Raw genomic sequence first — 16832 nt, forward strand, 5'->3', positions numbered from 1 at the left:
CCTGGGTCAGGCCGCGGCCTTGGGCACGCTGTGGGTTACGTCGGCGAGACCGAAGTCTTCGGGGAAATGGTCGAGCGCGGACAGCACCGGGAACGGCGTCATGCCGCCCATCGCGCACAGCGAACCGGACACCATGGTGTCGCAGAGGTCGCGCAGCAACTGCACCTGGCGCGTGGATGTGTCGCCGTTGCGAATCCGGCCGATCACTTCGACGCCGCGCGTCGAGCCGATCCGGCACGGCGTGCACTTGCCGCACGATTCGATCGCGCAGAAGTGCATCGCGTATTGGGCGAGCTCGGCGAGATTCGACGTGTCGTCGTGCACGACGAGACCGCCGTGGCCGACCACCGCGCCGACCGCCGCATACGCCTCGTAGTCCATCGGAATGTCCCACTGGCTCTCGGGCAGATACGTGCCGAGCGGGCCGCCGACCTGCACGGCACGCGCCGGCCGGCCGCTTGCCGTACCGCCGCCGAAGTCGTAGAGCAGTTCGCGCAGCGTCACGCCGAACGCGAGCTCGACGAGGCCGCCTTGCCTGACGTTGCCGGCCAGCTGGAACGGCAGCGTGCCGCGCGAGCGGCCCATGCCGAAGTCTTTATAGAACGCCGCACCGCGCGCGAAGATGATCGGCACGGTGGCGAGCGTGATCACGTTGTTGATCACGCTCGGCTGGCCGAACAGGCCCGCGAGCGCCGGCACCGGCGGCTTCGCGCGCACGATGCCGCGCTTGCCTTCGAGCGATTCGAGCAGCGCGGTTTCCTCGCCGCAGACGTATGACCCGGCGCCTTTCGCGACGAACAGTTCGAAGCGATGCGCGCGCTCGCCGAGCACACTGTCGCCGAGCCAGCCGGCGGCGCGCGCGCGGGCGATGGCCGCTTCGAGCGTCGCGATCGAATGCGGATATTCGCTGCGCACATAGATGTAGCCGACTGTCGCGCCGGTCACGACGCCCGCGATGATCATGCCTTCGATCAGCATGTACGGATCGCTTTCCATCACGAGGCGATCGGAGAAGGTGCCCGAGTCGCCTTCGTCGGCATTGCAGACGATGTACTTTTGCGCCGCTTGCGCGCCGCGCACCGTGCGCCATTTGATGCCGGCCGGGAACGCGGCGCCGCCGCGCCCGCGCAGGCCGGATTCGATCAGCGCGGCGCAGGCGGCGTCGCCGTCGGTTTGCAGCGCCTGACGCAGGCCTTCGAGGCCGCCGTGCGCGACGTAGTCGTCGATCGACAGCGGATCGGTGATGCCGATGCGCGCGAAGGTCAGGCGCTGCTGTTTCTTCAGATACGGAATCTCGTCGACCACGCCGACGCGCCGCGCATGCGCGCCGCCCGCGACGAAGCCGGCGTCGAACAGCGCGGCCACATCGCCTGCCTCGACGTTGGCATAGCCGATGCGGCCTTCGGCGGTGGCGACTTCGACGAGCGGTTCGAGCCACAGCAGGCCGCGCGAACCGTTGCGCACCAGCTCGATCTCGATGCCGCGGCGCGCGGCTTCGGCTTCAATGGCCTGCGCCACGGCATCGGCGCCGAGCGCGAGCGCTGACGAATCGCGGGGAACGTAGATGCGCGTCATGCCGGCACCTCCACGCATTTGCTGGCGGCGGCGAAGAGCGCGTCGAATTTCTGCGGCGTGACCCTCGCGTGCAAGGTGCCGTTGACCATCATCGCCGGCGACAGCGCGCATTGACCGAGGCAATACACCGATTCCAGCTCCACCGTCGCGCCAGGCTGATGGCCAGCGTCGAAGCGGCAACCGGTATGCGCCTCGATGTGCTGCGCGAGCGCTTCGGTGCCCATGCTGCGGCACGCTTCCGCGCGGCACAGCTGCACGGTGACCGGCGCGGCGGGCTCGCTGCGGAAGTGATGGTAGTAGGTGATGACGCCGTGCACTTCGGCACGCGACAGGTTCAGCGCACGCGCGAGCGGCGCAACCGCGCCGGGCGGCACGTAGCCGAGTTCATCCTGAATCGCATGCAACACCGCAAGCAGCGACATACCCGGACGCGCGTGACGCTGCACGAGTTGATCCGGCACGATAGTGAGGGAATCGGTCAAAGGGGGCTCCTCCAAAAGTCATATATGCACTTGTTATTCATAAATTGTGCACTTATGCTTCGTCTATTCAGTATGGTATAGCCGAACGATAGGCGGGCAAATCGGCTCGCGCAATAGGAAATAGTTGAACATATATGATCAGGATCGAATGCCAGGCACAGCTGGTGGTGAAGGGTGCGGACGGCCGCGAGGCCAGCTTGTCGGACCTGGTGCCGCTGCTCGCGCTCGTCGACGAATCGGGCAGCATCGCGCAGGCGGCGACGCTTAAGGGTTTGTCCTACCGGCACGCGTGGGGTTTGCTGCGCAATATCGAAGAGCGTTTGGGCGGTCCGTTGATCGCGAAGGAGCGGGGCCGCGGCTCGGTGCTCTCCGAACTCGGGCAGGCGGTCCTGCGCGCGCAGCGTCTGTGCGGCGAGCGGCTCGACGGCAACATGCAGGCGCTCGCGAGCGAAGTGGCGAGCGACCTGAACCGCTGGCTCGCGCCGCTCGCCGACGACGTGCGGATTCATGCGTCGCACGGCTACGCGGTGGCCACGCTGGTGACGGCGCTGGTCGCAAGCGAACTGCCGGTGGACATCAAATACCGCGACGGCGCGGACGCCGTCAGCGCGCTCGCACGCGGCGAGTGCGATCTCGCGGGCTTTCACCTGCCGCTCGGCGAGTTCCGCGCGGCGTGCGCCGACACGTACCGGCGCTGGCTCGATCCGCAGCGCCACGTGCTCGTGCATCTCACGCGGCGCAAGCAGGGGTTGTTCATCGGCAAGGGCAATCCGAAACGGATTGACGGACTCCGCGATCTCGCACGCGACGACATTCGCTTCGTCAATCGTCAGCCGGGCTCGGGCACGCGCATCCTGCTCGATCTCGCGCTGCGCCAGCTCGGCATCGATCCGGACCGGGTCAACGGCTATGCGTCGACCGAACTCACGCATTCGGCGATCGCGGCGTTCGTCGCAAGCGGCATGGCGGATGTGGGTTTCGGCGTGGAGCCCGCGGCGCATCACTTCGGGCTCGACTTCATTCCGATCGTCGACGAGGACTATTATTTCGCTTGCGACCGCGCGAGTCTCGAACGCACGCCGCTCGCCACCGTGATCGGCCTGTTGCGTGGCAGCGCGTTTCGACATAACGTCGAGCATCTCGACGGCTACGATCCGCGCGGCTGCGGCAAGCTCGTCGATCTCGCCACCGGCCTCGCCGGATCCCCCGACGCGCTGGCGTAAGAGGCTGTAAACTTCGGGCTGCCTGCGGCGCTGCGGATCGCCGCCGTTTCGGCTACTCTCTCAACTTCCGCTTCCGCCTTAACCGCGCGCCACGCCGCGCTGACTCGATATGAAAGCTCTTCTCCACGCATGTGCTGCCGCCGCGACGGCGGGCGTGCTGCTCGCTACCGCCTCGGTCGCGTTTGCACAGAATTCACCCGGCGTGCCGGGCGGTATCCTGCAAGATCAGTTCCGTCTTGCCGAACATCCGCAAATGCCGTTTGCCGCGTCCGCGCCGTCGGACAAATATCAGTCCGGCAAGAAATCGGCCATGCGTAAGCGCGGCGACATGGGCGATCCGAACGGCTGCAATCTGCAATGTCCTAAAGACGAATAACGCTGCGCGCAAGGCGCCGCCGGGCTTGCCCCGGCGCCGCCGTTTCACGGCCGATGTTCGATCGGCCGCTACTCACGCTCAGGGCTTGGCCGTGTGCCACATGTCCTTGAAGCCTTCTCCCTTCGCATCCCCCGCCTGCTTGTCCGCCGCGTAGAGATAGAGCGGATGGCCCTTGTACGCCCATTGCTTCTTGCCGTCGGCGCTGGGGATCAGCGTCCAGTCGCCTGACGGTTTGTCCGTCGGGCCCGCCGTAGCCGCGGGCCAGTTGCTCATGCAGCCGCCTGTGCAGGCGCTTACGCCGGGCGTGGTGTCCTTGTCGAACGTATAGAGCGTCATGCCGTCCGCGTTGACGAAGCGGCCGTTGTTCACCTTGGGCGGGTCGGCGAACGCGCTTTGTTGCAGCGCGACCAGTACGAGCGGGGCGAGGAAAAGGATCGTCTTGCGCATGATGCGGGCTCCTGTGTTGACAACGTGGTTGGCTGCATGTGGTTGGAGTATAGGCAGCGGGCGGAATCTGGCCGGCTGCCGGTGTGCCTGCCAGCAATAAACGGATGGGCGCGGTTGCGTATTCCGTATGGGGCGCGATTGTTGAGATGGGTCGCGAGTGCTTTTCGGATTTCGAGCCTTATTCTTTTCGTATGGTCCGATTGCGCCGAGATGATTTGTTTGGTCCATTAAAGTGGCTGTGAATTTTCATGAGTGTATTGAGAATTTTCTTTTTTGTTATTGTGAAAATGCATATTTTAGATAATTGATTTTCGTGGTCGGAATAAATTGATGATTGCATTTATATAGGTGTAACGAGTTAGCCGGGGCGGGAGAACGTATGAATGGTGCCGGCAACCAGGTGACCTGACGGGTGTGAGGCGTGGATTGCACCGTGTGGAAAGGGGTTGCGGTGAAATTTGAGGGGTGCCGGTGCTCGCGCGATATTGAAAATATGATAATCGCGGAGAAGTCTTGGTGAATATAAAGCAAAAGTGTGAAAAAACGCAAATAGTCGCCTCTGAATAAATCCCGGTGATAATATTCGCGTAGCTCGACGAACCGGGGTTTAGTTCGCGGGCGAATTTGATAACCACTCAATAGGTATTTTGAAATGCAAAAAATCAATCGCAATGATCTGGCTAAATCCGCTGTTGCAGGCGGCTGCTGCAAGAACACGTGCTCGACGCCGGCTGCATCGAAGCCGGTCGTGAAGGCGTAATAGCCTGGTGTGCCGGGGCGCTCGTCATGGGCCGCTCCGGCTTTTCGCATCAACGTGGAGTGAAACATGGGATGGTGGGCCGCCGCGTTAGTCATGCTGGCTTCGCTGCGCAACGGGGTGGCGCGCGCTAGGCGCAGGCTGCAAGGCGGATTAATCGCCCGTATGCCGGCTTCCGCTATCGAACCGTTTGCCGCTGCCGTATGGAAAGCTCGCAGTCTCGTCGACGTGCGTGCGCGCTGGAACGGCCTTTCACGCTGCGAGATCGGCAGCGAGGTGCTGGGGCTGGCGCCGTTTAGCACGACCCAGGTTTCGTCCGGCAGCTTGCGTGAAAGCCTGATCGACAAGCGGATCTATTACGGCCGCCTGTTACGCGGCCGCGAGGAATGGCCGGACCTGCAACGCGTTGCAGCGGCGCTCGCCGCCAGAATCCGGCAACTGCAGGCGGAGGTACCGGGGCGTCCCGTGATCGTGTCGCCGTTTCACTACGTGTCGCAATACGCGAACATTTATGTGATCGACGCATTGCGGGAAATGCTGGGGCTCGAATCGATTTCCGTCGTGTCCGGCGTGCCACGCGACATGTACGGCGACGACCAGATGCTCATCCCCAGCGTGACTGTGCTCTACACCTATGGCGACGACGACCGCGGCGGTCTTGGCCTGCGTGTCGCGAGGACGTTGAGGCGCAACGGCGTCGCGGTGCTGTTCGCCGACGTGCCGCCGTTCACGCTGCACCGCTATCCGATGGAAACCGTCGGCGTGTCGATCTTCGGCCGCAACGCGCGCATTCACAACGGCGTGTTCCGTCTGGGCGCGCCGTTCGATGCGATGCTGCTGCCGTTCTATCTGCGTTTCCGGCAAGGCCGGTTCAGCGCCGAACTGTTCGAGCCGCTGCCGCTTGCTGCTCCTGACGCTCCGCAATGGCTCGCCGGTTACATCGAAAGCGCGGCGCTCGACAACTATCCCGACTGGCTCGTATCAGGACATCCGTCGATGTACGCGTTCGCGCCGGTCCGCTGAAAGTCACCACCCGGCCCGGTGGCCGCGTCACACAACGTCCGCCCAGACGGGCCGATGCGGCGGAACTCATAACAACACCGGCCGGCGCCGGGCTGCAATCACGCTATGGAACCCATCAATCTCCCCCAGTTCAGGGACGTCTCATGGCGCTGGATCGCGTACGCGAGCTCCGCGCTCGTGAGCGCCGCCATCGTGTTCGCGTTCGTCCACGACGTCGAACTGAAGCAGGACGTGCGGGCGGAAATCGTTTCGCCGTCCGAAATCAAGATTCAGGGGCTGAGCGGCCTCGTGTCGGACATCTACGTGAATCGCTCGGCGCGTGTGGCGCAGGGCGCGCCGCTGTTTCGCCTGGACCGCGATCTCTCGCTCGCGAGCAACGGCCTGCAACGCAAAGCGTTCGACGAACATGACCGCGACGAACAGATCAGCACGAGCGACGCGCAATACCTTCAGCGCAAGACCGATCTGGCCGCGCAACTGAATGCTGCGAGGCTCACTGTGCAAAGCCGTCGCGCGGAAATCTCCGCGCTCGACGAACAACTGGCGCAGAATCGCGCGCTCGCCGACGAAGCCGGCCGCAAGCTGACGCGGCTCGTGTCGGTGGCCGACTACATCACCGCCGACCGGATCGAGCAGGCGAGCGCCGACACCCATCAGGCGAAAGTCGCGCTCGCGCAAAGTGCGGCGCGCCGTCAGCAACTCGACGCGGATCTGGGCACGGCGGTCGGTACGCAAACGGGTCTTGCCGCGCAACTCAACGAACTGGACGCGCGTCACGCACGCGAATTACAGGACATTCGCATGCGCTTCGAACAGACCCGCCAGGACGCGACGATCTCCGCGCCGAAAGCCGGCGTGGTGACCTATTCGGGTCTCGTGCCCGGACGCACTCTCGCGCCCGACGACGTCGCGCTCGTCATCTCGACCGGCGAGAAGGGTGCGTTGCGCGCCGCACTGCGCATTCCGTCGCGCCGGCGCGGGTTCGTGCGTGAAGGGCAGATCGTGCGACTCAAGTTCGACGCGTTTCCGTACGCGAAATTCGGCAGCTACCCCGCGCGGATCGATTCGATTTCCCGCACCACGGTGCGCTCGGCGATGTCGCCGGCAGGCGCGTCCGAGCCGAGCAGTCCTGACGGCGACTACATGGCGTGGGCCACACTGAGCGGCGACACGTTCCACTTCGAGCGGCAACGCTTCGACATTCTGCCGGGCATGGCGGCGACGGCGAGCATCGTGATCGAGCGCCGCACCGTCGCCGAATGGGTGCTCGCACCGCTGTTCCGTGTGCTGCGAGGCTGACGATGCGCGCGATCTATCAGAACGAAGTCGCCGAATGCGGTTACGCCTGTCTGGCGATGGTGCTGTCGCACTTCGGCCGGGCGACCGAAGTGCGCGAGTTGCAGGCGTTCAGGCCGATTTCGGCCAACGGTTTGACGTTGATGGACCTGTACGACGTCGCGGTCGAATACGGGCTGGCGGTGCAGGCGTACCGCTTCGGCAGCGGCGATCTGGCGAGCGTAAAGCGCGGTTCGATCATGCATTTCGGCGGCGCCCATTTCGTCGTGTTCGAAAAGTGCGGGCGCGGCTACGTGCAGGTGATCGATCCGGCCACGGGCCGGCGCCGCATTTCGATGGACACGTTCGTCGCCAACGTGTCGGGCTTCCTGCTCGAATGTGCGCCGACGCCGGCCATGCCACGCATGCGCAACAAGTCGCGGGTGCCGGCGGCGCTCGCACGGGTGCGCGCGCTGAATCCGCAACTCGGCGCGCAGATCGTCAAGGTGATGTTCATTGCGCTCGGCAGCCAGTTCGCGATTCTCGCGATGCCGTACCTCGGCAATCTCGTGCTCGACGACGTTGTCGCCGCCGACAACCTGAACCTGCTGAACGTGCTGGTACTGACGTTCTCCGGCATTTTCATCGTCGGCGCGCTGAGCCAGTACATCCAGACCTACCTCGTCGAACTGCTGCACGGCCTCGTGCAGATGAATATGACCGGGGGTTTGCTCGCGAAGCTGCTGAGCAATCCGATTCCGTACTTCGAGAAGCGCCATGTCGGCGATCTGTTCGCGCGCGTGAAGGCACAGGACGAGATCAGCGTGTACGCGACGCGCACTGCGATTTCGCTTGGCATCGATCTCGTGGTCGGTTTGCTCGCGTTGCTCCTGATGCTGGTGCAGAGCCCGCAGCTGACCGCGATCGCGCTGCTGGTTTTCGTGCTCTACGTGGCGGTGTCGTTTGCGTTGTTCACGCGCATGCGCGATACGCACGCACTCGTGCTCGAAGAATCGGCGCGCTGCGACGACATGCTGATCGAGACGATACGCGGCGCGTCGCTGATCAAGCTCTCGCAGGGCGAGACGCGGCGTACGGCGATTTTCATGGCGAAGTACCGCGCCTATTTCGCGGCGCTTGTGCAGAACAGCCGCCTCGGCAGCGCGCGCGATGCGATCCTTAAGCTCGTCAACTACGCGGACATGATTGCGATCACGTGGTTCGCCGCGCGGCTGATGCTCGGCGGCGCGATTTCGGTCGGCGTGTTCTATTCGTTTCTGATCTACAAGTCGCTGCTGTCGGAGCGCTTTGCGAACTCGATCAACGCAGCCTTCGCGTACTTCATGCTCAGCGTGCCGGTCGCGCGGGTCGGCGATATCGTCGACGGCGACGCGGAGCGCTACACGCTGCCGGGCGATCTGCACAAGAGCGTCGAAGTGCGCGCTTTCGAGCGTATCGACGTGCGCGACGTCACGTTCCGCTACGGCGTGTCGGATCAGCCCGTGCTGAAGAACGCGAACATCGTGATAAGGAAGGGCGACAAGATCGTGATCACCGGTGCGTCGGGCAGCGGCAAGTCCACGCTGTTCAAGCTGCTCGCAGCCGCCGAACCGCTTCAGGAAGGTGAGATCATGCTCAACGGCATCGCGTGGCCGAATCTCACCGTCGACGAAATCCGCCGTCACGCCGTGCATATGCGGCAGGGCGATCTGATCCTGCATGGCTCGATTGCGGACAACGTGACGCTGTTCGCGGGCAACGCGGACGAAGCGCGCGTCCACGCGCTGCTCGACGACGTCGGACTGCTGCACGACGTGATGCGCTTGCCGATGCGCACACGCACGGTGATCAGCGACACGATCGCCAATATTTCCGCCGGGCAGCGGCAGCGTTTGCTGCTCGCGCGTGCGCTGTACCAGCAGCGCGAACTGCTGCTGCTCGATGAGCCGACGTCGAATCTCGATCCGGCGTCGGTGCGGCAGATCGTGGCGTTGCTGCAGCGTATCGACCGCACGGTCGTGGTCATTACGCACGACATGTCGCTCGCGGCGGCGTTCGACACGCGCTACCGGCTGGTCGAAGGTGAGCTGGTGTGCGAGGCGCGCGCCGAGGCGTTGGCTGATGAATAAGCGCACCGTATCGGGCTTCCTGATCATGCTCGCCTGCGCCGCGCAGACGACTACGGTGGCGGCGGCCGACCTGCTCACTGTCGCCGCTCAGGCCGCCGACCACGACGCGGACCTGGCTGCATCGCGCGCGGGCTCCCGGGCCGCACGGCAGGCGCTGCCCAAAGCCCGCGCCGCGCTGTTGCCACAACTGTCGGGCGGCTGGGGGCGCGCATACAACCGCACGGCGATCGAGGGCTTTCCACGCGACAGCTACTGGCAGAACGGCTGGACCGTTGAGCTGTCGCAGCCTGTCTTCGACTGGGGCCGCTGGACGGCCTACCGGCAGGCCGACCTGATCGGGGCGCGCGGCGTGGTCGATGCGGCGCGCGCGCAGCAAGCGGCCATGCTGCAGGCGGTACGCGCGTACTTCGACGAACTCGCCGCTGAAGACGAACGGGCGCGCGCCGACGACTACACGGCCGCGCTCGAACAGCATATGGTTCAGCTGCGTCGCAGGCAGGCGGCGGGCGAGGCGACCGTGATCGACTTGCAGGAGGCCGAGGCGGCGCGCGAACAGGCACAGCTGCAACAACTGGATGCCCGCAGCGATTTGCAACTGCGGCGGCTCTCGCTCGAACAGATCACCGGGCAGCCGTTCGTAGGACTCTCGCGGTTGTCGGATACCGTGCCGATGCCACGCCTGAGTCCCGACAACCAGGACAGCTGGGTCGCGCAGGCTGAAGCTCACGACTATCTGGTCCAGTTGAAGCAGCTCGACCGGCGCATCGCGCAATTCGATGTCGAGAAGGCGCGGGCGAGAAATCTGCCGGTCGTGAACCTGACGGCGAGCCATACGCCGGCAGGCGCCGCCTCCGGCTACTCCCGTCCGACGACGACCACGACGGCGATGCTGTCGGTGACGATTCCGATTTTCGAGGGCGGCGAGACGGACGCGATCATCGACGAAACGCTGGCGCTTCAGGACAAGGCGCAGGACGAACTGGTCGGCGCAACCCGGCTGGCTGGCGCGACGGCGCGGGAAAGCTGGTTGCGCTTTCACGACGGCGTCACACGGGTCGACGCGCTGACGCGTCTCGCGCAGACTTCGCACGCCGCGTTGCTCGCGACGCAGGTGGGCTACAAGGTGGGCAGCAGGACGAGCACCGACGTGTTGCGCGCGGCGGATTCGTTTTACGCGAATCGCCGGGATCTGATTCGGGCACGCTACATGGCGATTGTTGCGTTGCTGCAGCTCAAAGCCGCGACGGCGACGCTGGACCTGAACGAGGTCGCGCGGGTGAATGGTTTGCTGGTTGGCGCGGAGGGAAGCGGGGTGGTCGCGGCGGACCGCGACGCCGTCATGGAAAAAACGGACCGAAGCGTTGCGCCTGAAAGCATGCCGCCGACCGGGCCGAACGACGGGCCACCAGTGATGACGCCGTTCGAAGCCTTGCGCGTCGCGCAGCAGAGGGCGCTTGCAGCGGCTCCTTGAAGCGCGCGGGTCAGGCTAAGTGGAAAGGCTGGCGAATGCCGGGCTGCAGTGTGGAAACAAAAAACCCCGGGAGCCTGCGGCTAACGGGGTTTTCTATACAACGCTGTTGCTTGCGCGGTGTTTGGTGGAGGCGGCGGGAATCGAACCCGCGTCCAGAAGCACTCTACGACCAGTTCTACATGTTTAGTTCTGTCATTTGATTTAACCCCAGTGACGCGGACGAACACGCTGCACTAAGGCGATTCACTAGATTTTCGACCCGGACGTCGTGACGCCGCCAAGGCTTAACTGACGTATATGACCTCTGTCGGTATTGCTACCGGTCTTGCGACACTAGCCCGTCAGTGAACTAGGCAGAGGACGGCGGCCCTTAGGCTGCCAGTGCGAACGTATCGTCGTTTGCAGTTACGTTTTTCCCATTGATTAACGAGGTGACGGGTCCTCGACATGCCCTAGCCGCTTCGCAACCCCTGTCGAAACCAGGTCGCCCCCGCGGTTCGTTGCTCAAGATTTCTGAGCCAGACGTAGATTTTACAGTAGATTGACGGCCACGTCCTGACTCATTGGCATAGCGGCTGCCATTGCGCTTCAGCCGATGTCGCGCAGCAGCTTCCGCAGTTCGCCCGGCGACTGCACGACATGCTGCGCGTGCCATTGCGTCGGTGGAATATCATTGCCGCAGTAGCCGTACGCGGCTGCCACGGTCTTCATGCCCGCGGCGAAGCCGGCCTGCACGTCGCGCAGGTCGTCGCCCACGTAGACGACGCGCTCCGGTACCACGTCCAGTTCACGTGCGGCATGCAGCAAAGGCGCCGGGTGCGGCTTCGAATGCGCAGTCGTGTCGCCGCTTACCACGCAGCCCGCGCGCTCTTCGAGGCCAAGCTGAGCGACCAGCGGCTCGGTCAGCCGCGCCACCTTGTTCGTGACGATGCCCCAGCGCACGCCGCGCGCATCGAGGTCGTCGAGTAGCTCGGGAATGCCGGGAAAGAGCGTCGTCTCGATGCACAAGTCCGCTTCGTAGTTGGCGAGAAACTCTTCGCGCATCGACGCGAACTCGTGATTGTCCGGGCCGATGCCGAACGCGCCGCCGATCAGCCCGCGTGCCCCCGCCGATGCCAGCGGACGCAGGTTTTCGAGCGGCACCATCTCGAGGCCGCGATCGTGGCGCATCTTGTTGACGGCGGCCGCGAGATCGGGCGCCGTGTCGGCCATCGTGCCATCGAGGTCGAACAGTACAGCCAGGCAAAGACCGAGCGCGTCGTCGTTGTCTTCGCGTTGGGGCAGGGGAGTAGGGTCGCTCATTGTCGGTTCGGTTAGGCGTGTCGGCGGATCAGGCGTCGCGGCGGCAGGCGAGCAGGTAGTTCACGCTCGTGTCGGCGGACAGCGCGAAATGCTTGCTGAGCGGGTTGTAAACGATGCCTTTGATGTCGGCCGTGCGCAGGCCGGCGGCGCGCACGAAGCCCGCCAACTCCGACGGACGGATGAAACGCGCGTAGTCGTGCGTGCCCTTGGGCAGCATCCGCGCGATGTATTCGGCGCCGATCACCGCGAACAGGTACGACTTCACGTTGCGGTTCAACGTTGAAAAGAACACCCAGCCGCCAGGCTTCACCAGCGTCTTGCAGGCCTCGACGATCGCACCGGGTTCGGGCACGTGCTCGAGCATTTCCATGCAGGTGACCACGTCGTACGTTCCCGGTTCGCGGGCGGCGAGCGCTTCCGCGGCGATTTCTTCGTAATTAACGGTTACGCCGCTTTCAAGGCTGTGAAGATCGGCGACACCGAGCGCCTGGGTCGACAGGTCGATACCCTTCACGTGCGCGCCGAGGCCGGCCATCGATTCGGAGAGAATGCCGCCGCCGCAGCCGATATCCAGCACGTTCTTGCCCGCGAGATGCGCGTGGGCATCGATCCAGTTCAGGCGAATGGGGTTGAGTTCGTGCAACGGCTTGAATTCGGCGTTCGGGTCCCACCACCGATGCGCAAGGTCGCTGAATTTCTGTAGTTCGTGGGGATCGGCGTTGGTCATGGCGAAAGCTGCCTCGATGAGAGCGGTGAGCGGGCGCTCGAGGATAAACCCTGAGTATATAGGTCGAGGGACAGGGCGGCAAAAGGACGGCGTGTGCGTGGCCTCCATGGGTGGCCGCGCGGCTTGGTGGACGACGCTCGCGTCTGCCACAGGGCGACGCGACGTCTATTACGCGACGCGGCCATGCATAAAAAAAGCCCCGCCGAAGCGGGGCTTTGATACTGCGGCAACCTGAAACTTACTGCTTCGGCGTGCCCACAACTTCGACTTCCACGCGACGATCCGGTGCGAGGCAGGCGATGAGTTGCTTGTGGTTCTTCTGGTTGCAACCGGTCGTGACCGGGTTGCGACGGCCCTTGCCTTCCGTATAGATACGGTTGGCTTCGACACCCTTGCTGACCAGGAATGCCTTCACAGCTTGAGCGCGGCGCATCGACAGACGGTCGTTGTACTTGTCCGTACCGATACGGTCCGTGTGACCCGTTGCGACGACGACTTCCAGGTTGATGCCTTGAATCTTCGATGCGAGTTCGCTCAGCTTTTCCTTGCCAGCCGGCTTCAGAATTGCCTTGTCGAAGTCGAACAGCGCGTCAGCTTGATACGTAATCTTTTCGCTAGAGATAGCCGGTGCGGGTGCGACCGGTGCCGGCGGGGTCGGAGCCTGGGCAACCAGGGCGCCGTCGCACTTGGCGTTGGCCGTTGCCGGCGTCCAGAATGCATCGCGCCAGCAAAGCTCGTTCGTGCCGTTCATCCACACGTATTCGCCGGTACCATTCACCCAGTTGTCGTTCGTAGCTTGTCGCGACGCCGGCACCGACTGCGCCACGGCGGATGCAGCCATAACTGCGGTAGCTGCAATGAACGCGAGCTTTGAAAGTTTATTCATATTTCTCCTCTCGAAATTGAGATTACCGCAGGTTTACTGCGAGCCTGTTGACGAAGACAAGTCATACATTGCTCGAAGTATAACATTGGTGCGGAACAAAAAACTTGGTGTGTAGACTTCGAGCAGTGTCTAACTCTTTGTGCGTTGGCATTTTGCCATATCGTTCCCTTCCGACGATAAAAAAATCCGCGCCCGATCAAATCGCCCTGTAATTGTGGTGCATGCGCAACAGAAGCAATCGCTTGAACGCGCCGCCAGTCATGGCTGAGCGGCGGATTGCCCCACGCACGAATCGCGCCTGGCCGGTTCGAAAGCGGGGTGCCCGCGAACGCCCTCGGGAACTCCTGCTAGTAGGTATACGTACCCTCGGCGGAGGCGGATTCACGGCATGTTAGAATCGCGTGATGCGTTGCGCCTGCAATGCTTACGCGAAGGCGCGGGACTGATCCGTTGCCTTGGCATGTAAAAGATACGGATAATGGATCAATTCGCCAAAGAGACTCTGCCAATCTCCCTAGAGGAGGAAATGCGTCGTTCGTATCTCGATTACGCGATGAGCGTGATCGTAGGGCGTGCGCTTCCCGATGTTCGCGATGGCCTGAAGCCGGTGCACCGGCGTGTGCTGTACGCGATGCACGAACTGAACAACGACTGGAACCGCGCGTACAAGAAGTCGGCGCGTATCGTCGGCGACGTCATCGGTAAATACCACCCGCACGGCGACACGGCTGTATACGACACCATCGTCCGCATGGCGCAGAACTTCTCGCTGCGCTACATGCTGGTGGACGGCCAGGGCAACTTCGGTTCCGTCGACGGCGACAACGCCGCGGCGATGCGTTACACCGAAATCCGCATGGCGAAGATCGGCCACGAACTGCTGGCCGACATCGACAAGGAAACGGTCGACTTCACGCCGAACTACGACGGCAGCGAAAACGAACCGGCCATCCTGCCCGCGCGCATTCCCAATCTGCTGATCAATGGCTCGTCCGGCATCGCGGTCGGCATGGCAACGAACATTCCGCCGCACAACCTCAACGAGGTCGTCGACGCGTGCCAGCATCTGCTGAAGAATCCGCAAGCGACGATCGACGAGCTGATCGAGATCATCCCTGCGCCCGACTTCCCGACCGCCGGCATCATTTACGGCGTGGCTGGCGTGCGCGACGGCTATCGCACGGGCCGCGGCCGCGTGGTGATGCGCGCGCTCACGCACTTCGAGGAAATCGACCGCGGCCAGCGCATGGCGATCATCGTCGACGAGCTGCCGTACCAGGTGAACAAGCGCTCGCTTCTGGAGCGCATCGCCGAGCTGGTCAACGAGAAGAAGCTCGAAGGCATTTCCGACATCCGCGACGAGTCCGACAAGAGCGGCATGCGCGTCGTGATCGAGCTGAAGCGTGGCGAAGTGCCGGAAGTGGTGCTCAACAATCTGTATAAGGCCACGCAGCTTCAGGACACCTTCGGCATGAACATGGTCGCGCTGGTCGACGGCCAGCCGAAGCTGCTCAATCTGAAGGAAATGCTGTCGTGCTTCCTGTCGCATCGCCGGGAAGTGCTGACGCGGCGCACTGTATACGAACTGCGCAAGGCCCGCGAACGCGGTCACGTGCTCGAAGGCCTCGCGGTCGCACTCGCCAACATCGACGAGTTCATCGCGATCATCAAGGCCGCGCCGACTCCGCCGATCGCCAAGCAGGAATTGATGGCGCGTCCGTGGGATTCGTCGCTGGTGCGCGAGATGTTGTCGCGCGCCGAGGCGGAAAACGCGTCGGCGGGTGGTCGTGAAGCCTACCGTCCGGACGGGTTGAACCCGTCGTTCGGTATGCAATCCGATGGCCTCTACCGTTTGTCCGACACCCAGGCTCAAGAAATTCTGCAGATGCGTCTGCAGCGCCTGACTGGTCTGGAGCAGGACAAGATCATCGGCGAGTACCGCGAAGTGATGGCGCAGATCGCCGACCTGCTGGACATTCTGGCTCGCCCGGAACGCATTACGGCGATCATCGTCGACGAACTGACGTCGATCAAAGCCGAATTCGGCGACGCGCGCCGCTCGAAGATCGAGCTGAACGCCACCGAGCTGAACACCGAAGATCTGATCACGCCGCAGGAAATGGTCGTGACCATGTCGCATGCGGGCTATGTGAAATCGCAGCCGCTGTCCGAGTACAGCGCGCAGAAGCGGGGTGGTCGCGGCAAACAGGCCACGGCAATGAAGGAAGACGACTGGATCGACACACTGTTCATCGCGAACACGCACGATCACATTCTGTGCTTCTCGAATCGCGGGCGGGTCTACAGCGTGAAGGTCTACGAAGTTCCGCAGGGTTCGCGGAACTCGCGGGGCCGTCCGATCATCAATATCTTCCCGCTTCAGGAAGGCGAAAAGATTACGGTTGTCTTGCCGGTCAAGGAGTTTTCGGCTGACAAATTCGTCTTCATGGGCACCGCGTTAGGCACCGTCAAAAAGACGCCGCTGGAAGCCTTCAGCCGCGTGTTGCGCAAGGGTATTATTGCCGTCGGTCTGGATGACGGCGATTACCTGATCGGCGCAGCCATCACGGACGGCCAGCACGACGTGATGCTGTTCTCGGATTCGGGCAAGGCAGTGCGCTTCGACGAGAACGACGTGCGTCCGATGGGTCGCGAGGCGCGCGGTGTACGCGGCATGCAGCTCGAAGACGGACAGAACGTGATCGCGTTGCTGGTCGCCGGCGACGAGCAGCAGTCGGTGCTCACCGCCACCGAAAACGGCTTCGGCAAGCGCACGCCGATCATCGAGTACACCCGGCACGGGCGCGGCACGAAGGGCATGATCGCGATCCAGACGTCGGAGCGCAACGGCAAGGTCGTCGCCGCGACGCTGGTGGATCAGGAAGCGCAGATCATGCTGATCACCAATACGGGTGTGCTGATTCGCACGCGCGTGTCGGAAATCCGCGAAATGGGACGTGCAACCCAAGGTGTTACACTCATCAGCCTTGACGAAGGGACCAAGCTTTCCGGTCTGCAACAGGTTGCTGAGGCGGAAGCGGAGGGTGATGTGGAAGGCGACGCCGAAGGTCCTGCCGAAGGTGGCAACGGCAGTGAAGACGGTGGCGCAGCCTGATTCACGTCGGCCGATTTCAGTCTCAGTTAATGGTTGAAAGCTAA

The 16832-nt window shown here is 63.3% G+C and carries 14 protein-coding genes and 1 other RNA gene; 7 read left to right on the forward strand and 8 right to left on the reverse strand.

Annotated features, from left to right (window positions below; genetic code table 11):
• Positions 1-6: 6 nt before the first annotated feature.
• A complete protein-coding gene (locus tag ACZ9H4_RS13175; protein ID WP_408152517.1) occupies positions 7-1575 on the reverse strand; it encodes a formate dehydrogenase beta subunit in 1569 nt (522 codons plus the stop codon).
• Positions 1572-2057: an NAD(P)H-dependent oxidoreductase subunit E gene (locus ACZ9H4_RS13180; protein WP_408323644.1), complete on the reverse strand. Its 486-nt coding sequence runs from the start codon at positions 2055-2057 to the stop codon at positions 1572-1574. The genes ACZ9H4_RS13175 and ACZ9H4_RS13180 overlap by 4 nt, the downstream gene beginning before the upstream one ends.
• Positions 2058-2191: 134 nt before the next feature.
• Between ACZ9H4_RS13180 and ACZ9H4_RS13185 the strand changes: the two genes are divergently transcribed.
• Positions 2192-3280 (forward strand): substrate-binding domain-containing protein, encoded by a 1089-nt coding sequence (locus tag ACZ9H4_RS13185; RefSeq protein ID WP_476119235.1) that lies wholly within the window; start codon positions 2192-2194, stop codon positions 3278-3280.
• Positions 3281-3389: 109 nt separating this feature from the next.
• Entirely contained in the window at positions 3390-3656 is a 267-nt protein-coding gene (locus ACZ9H4_RS13190) for a hypothetical protein (protein WP_408140868.1), read from the forward strand.
• Positions 3657-3734: 78 nt separating this feature from the next.
• Here ACZ9H4_RS13190 and ACZ9H4_RS13195 read toward each other — a convergent pair whose 3' ends face one another.
• Both ACZ9H4_RS13195 and ACZ9H4_RS13200 read right to left on the reverse strand, forming a co-directional pair.
• A complete protein-coding gene (locus ACZ9H4_RS13195) occupies positions 3735-4103 on the reverse strand; it encodes a COG4315 family predicted lipoprotein (RefSeq protein WP_408140869.1) in 369 nt (122 codons plus the stop codon).
• Between the two features lie 276 nt (positions 4104-4379).
• Positions 4380-4958 carry a hypothetical protein gene (locus tag ACZ9H4_RS13200; RefSeq protein ID WP_476119236.1) on the reverse strand — a complete coding sequence of 193 codons (579 nt, stop codon included), beginning with the start codon at positions 4956-4958 and terminating at the stop codon, positions 4380-4382.
• A 67-nt stretch (positions 4959-5025) separates the two neighbouring features.
• Between ACZ9H4_RS13200 and ACZ9H4_RS13205 the strand changes: the two genes are divergently transcribed.
• The 4 genes from ACZ9H4_RS13205 to ACZ9H4_RS13220 all read left to right on the forward strand — a co-directional run bounded on the left by ACZ9H4_RS13205 (position 5026) and on the right by ACZ9H4_RS13220 (position 10758).
• Positions 5026-5883: a hypothetical protein gene (locus tag ACZ9H4_RS13205; RefSeq protein ID WP_476119237.1), complete on the forward strand. Its 858-nt coding sequence runs from the start codon at positions 5026-5028 to the stop codon at positions 5881-5883.
• A gap of 105 nt (positions 5884-5988) precedes the next feature.
• The gene (locus ACZ9H4_RS13210; RefSeq protein WP_476119238.1) at positions 5989-7182 is read left to right on the forward strand and encodes a beta-barrel domain-containing protein; all 1194 of its coding nucleotides are present in this window, start codon (positions 5989-5991) and stop codon (positions 7180-7182) included.
• Between the two features lie 2 nt (positions 7183-7184).
• Entirely contained in the window at positions 7185-9287 is a 2103-nt protein-coding gene (locus tag ACZ9H4_RS13215) for a peptidase domain-containing ABC transporter (RefSeq protein WP_476119239.1), read from the forward strand.
• Complete coding sequence (locus tag ACZ9H4_RS13220) at positions 9280-10758, forward strand: TolC family protein (RefSeq protein WP_476119240.1); 1479 nt, start codon at positions 9280-9282, stop codon at positions 10756-10758. Before ACZ9H4_RS13215 ends, ACZ9H4_RS13220 begins: the two co-directional genes overlap by 8 nt.
• 122 nt (positions 10759-10880) lie before the next feature.
• Here ACZ9H4_RS13220 and ssrA read toward each other — a convergent pair.
• From ssrA to ompA, 4 genes are all read right to left on the reverse strand, one after another.
• Positions 10881-11250: a transfer-messenger RNA gene (gene ssrA / locus ACZ9H4_RS13225) on the reverse strand.
• Between the two features lie 96 nt (positions 11251-11346).
• Positions 11347-12060 (reverse strand): HAD family hydrolase, encoded by a 714-nt coding sequence (locus ACZ9H4_RS13230; RefSeq protein ID WP_408152522.1) that lies wholly within the window; start codon positions 12058-12060, stop codon positions 11347-11349.
• A 28-nt stretch (positions 12061-12088) separates the two neighbouring features.
• A complete protein-coding gene (gene ubiG / locus ACZ9H4_RS13235; RefSeq protein ID WP_408140881.1) occupies positions 12089-12787 on the reverse strand; it encodes a bifunctional 2-polyprenyl-6-hydroxyphenol methylase/3-demethylubiquinol 3-O-methyltransferase UbiG in 699 nt (232 codons plus the stop codon).
• A 238-nt stretch (positions 12788-13025) separates the two neighbouring features.
• Positions 13026-13673, reverse strand: coding sequence for an outer membrane protein OmpA (gene ompA / locus ACZ9H4_RS13240; protein WP_408140883.1), 648 nt, complete (start codon positions 13671-13673; stop codon positions 13026-13028).
• A gap of 478 nt (positions 13674-14151) precedes the next feature.
• Between ompA and gyrA the strand changes: the two genes are divergently transcribed.
• Positions 14152-16788 (forward strand): DNA gyrase subunit A, encoded by a 2637-nt coding sequence (gene gyrA, locus ACZ9H4_RS13245; protein WP_408140885.1) that lies wholly within the window; start codon positions 14152-14154, stop codon positions 16786-16788.
• Positions 16789-16832 lie beyond the last annotated feature (44 nt).

This window comes from Paraburkholderia sp. TE9906 (genome assembly GCF_056279605.1).

Coding starts and splice junctions, on each gene's coding strand:
- ACZ9H4_RS13175 (WP_408152517.1), bottom strand. CDS start 1,575: ATGACGCGCATCTACGTTCCCCGCGATTCGTCAGCGCTCGCGCTCGGC.
- ACZ9H4_RS13185 (WP_476119235.1), top strand. CDS start 2,192: ATGATCAGGATCGAATGCCAGGCACAGCTGGTGGTGAAGGGTGCGGAC.
- ACZ9H4_RS13190 (WP_408140868.1), top strand. CDS start 3,390: ATGAAAGCTCTTCTCCACGCATGTGCTGCCGCCGCGACGGCGGGCGTG.
- ACZ9H4_RS13195 (WP_408140869.1), bottom strand. CDS start 4,103: ATGCGCAAGACGATCCTTTTCCTCGCCCCGCTCGTACTGGTCGCGCTG.
- ACZ9H4_RS13200 (WP_476119236.1), bottom strand. CDS start 4,958: ATGACTAACGCGGCGGCCCACCATCCCATGTTTCACTCCACGTTGATG.
- ACZ9H4_RS13205 (WP_476119237.1), top strand. CDS start 5,026: ATGCCGGCTTCCGCTATCGAACCGTTTGCCGCTGCCGTATGGAAAGCT.
- ACZ9H4_RS13210 (WP_476119238.1), top strand. CDS start 5,989: ATGGAACCCATCAATCTCCCCCAGTTCAGGGACGTCTCATGGCGCTGG.
- ACZ9H4_RS13215 (WP_476119239.1), top strand. CDS start 7,185: ATGCGCGCGATCTATCAGAACGAAGTCGCCGAATGCGGTTACGCCTGT.
- ACZ9H4_RS13220 (WP_476119240.1), top strand. CDS start 9,280: ATGAATAAGCGCACCGTATCGGGCTTCCTGATCATGCTCGCCTGCGCC.
- ACZ9H4_RS13230 (WP_408152522.1), bottom strand. CDS start 12,060: ATGAGCGACCCTACTCCCCTGCCCCAACGCGAAGACAACGACGACGCG.
- ubiG (WP_408140881.1), bottom strand. CDS start 12,787: ATGACCAACGCCGATCCCCACGAACTACAGAAATTCAGCGACCTTGCG.
- ompA (WP_408140883.1), bottom strand. CDS start 13,673: ATGAATAAACTTTCAAAGCTCGCGTTCATTGCAGCTACCGCAGTTATG.
- gyrA (WP_408140885.1), top strand. CDS start 14,152: ATGGATCAATTCGCCAAAGAGACTCTGCCAATCTCCCTAGAGGAGGAA.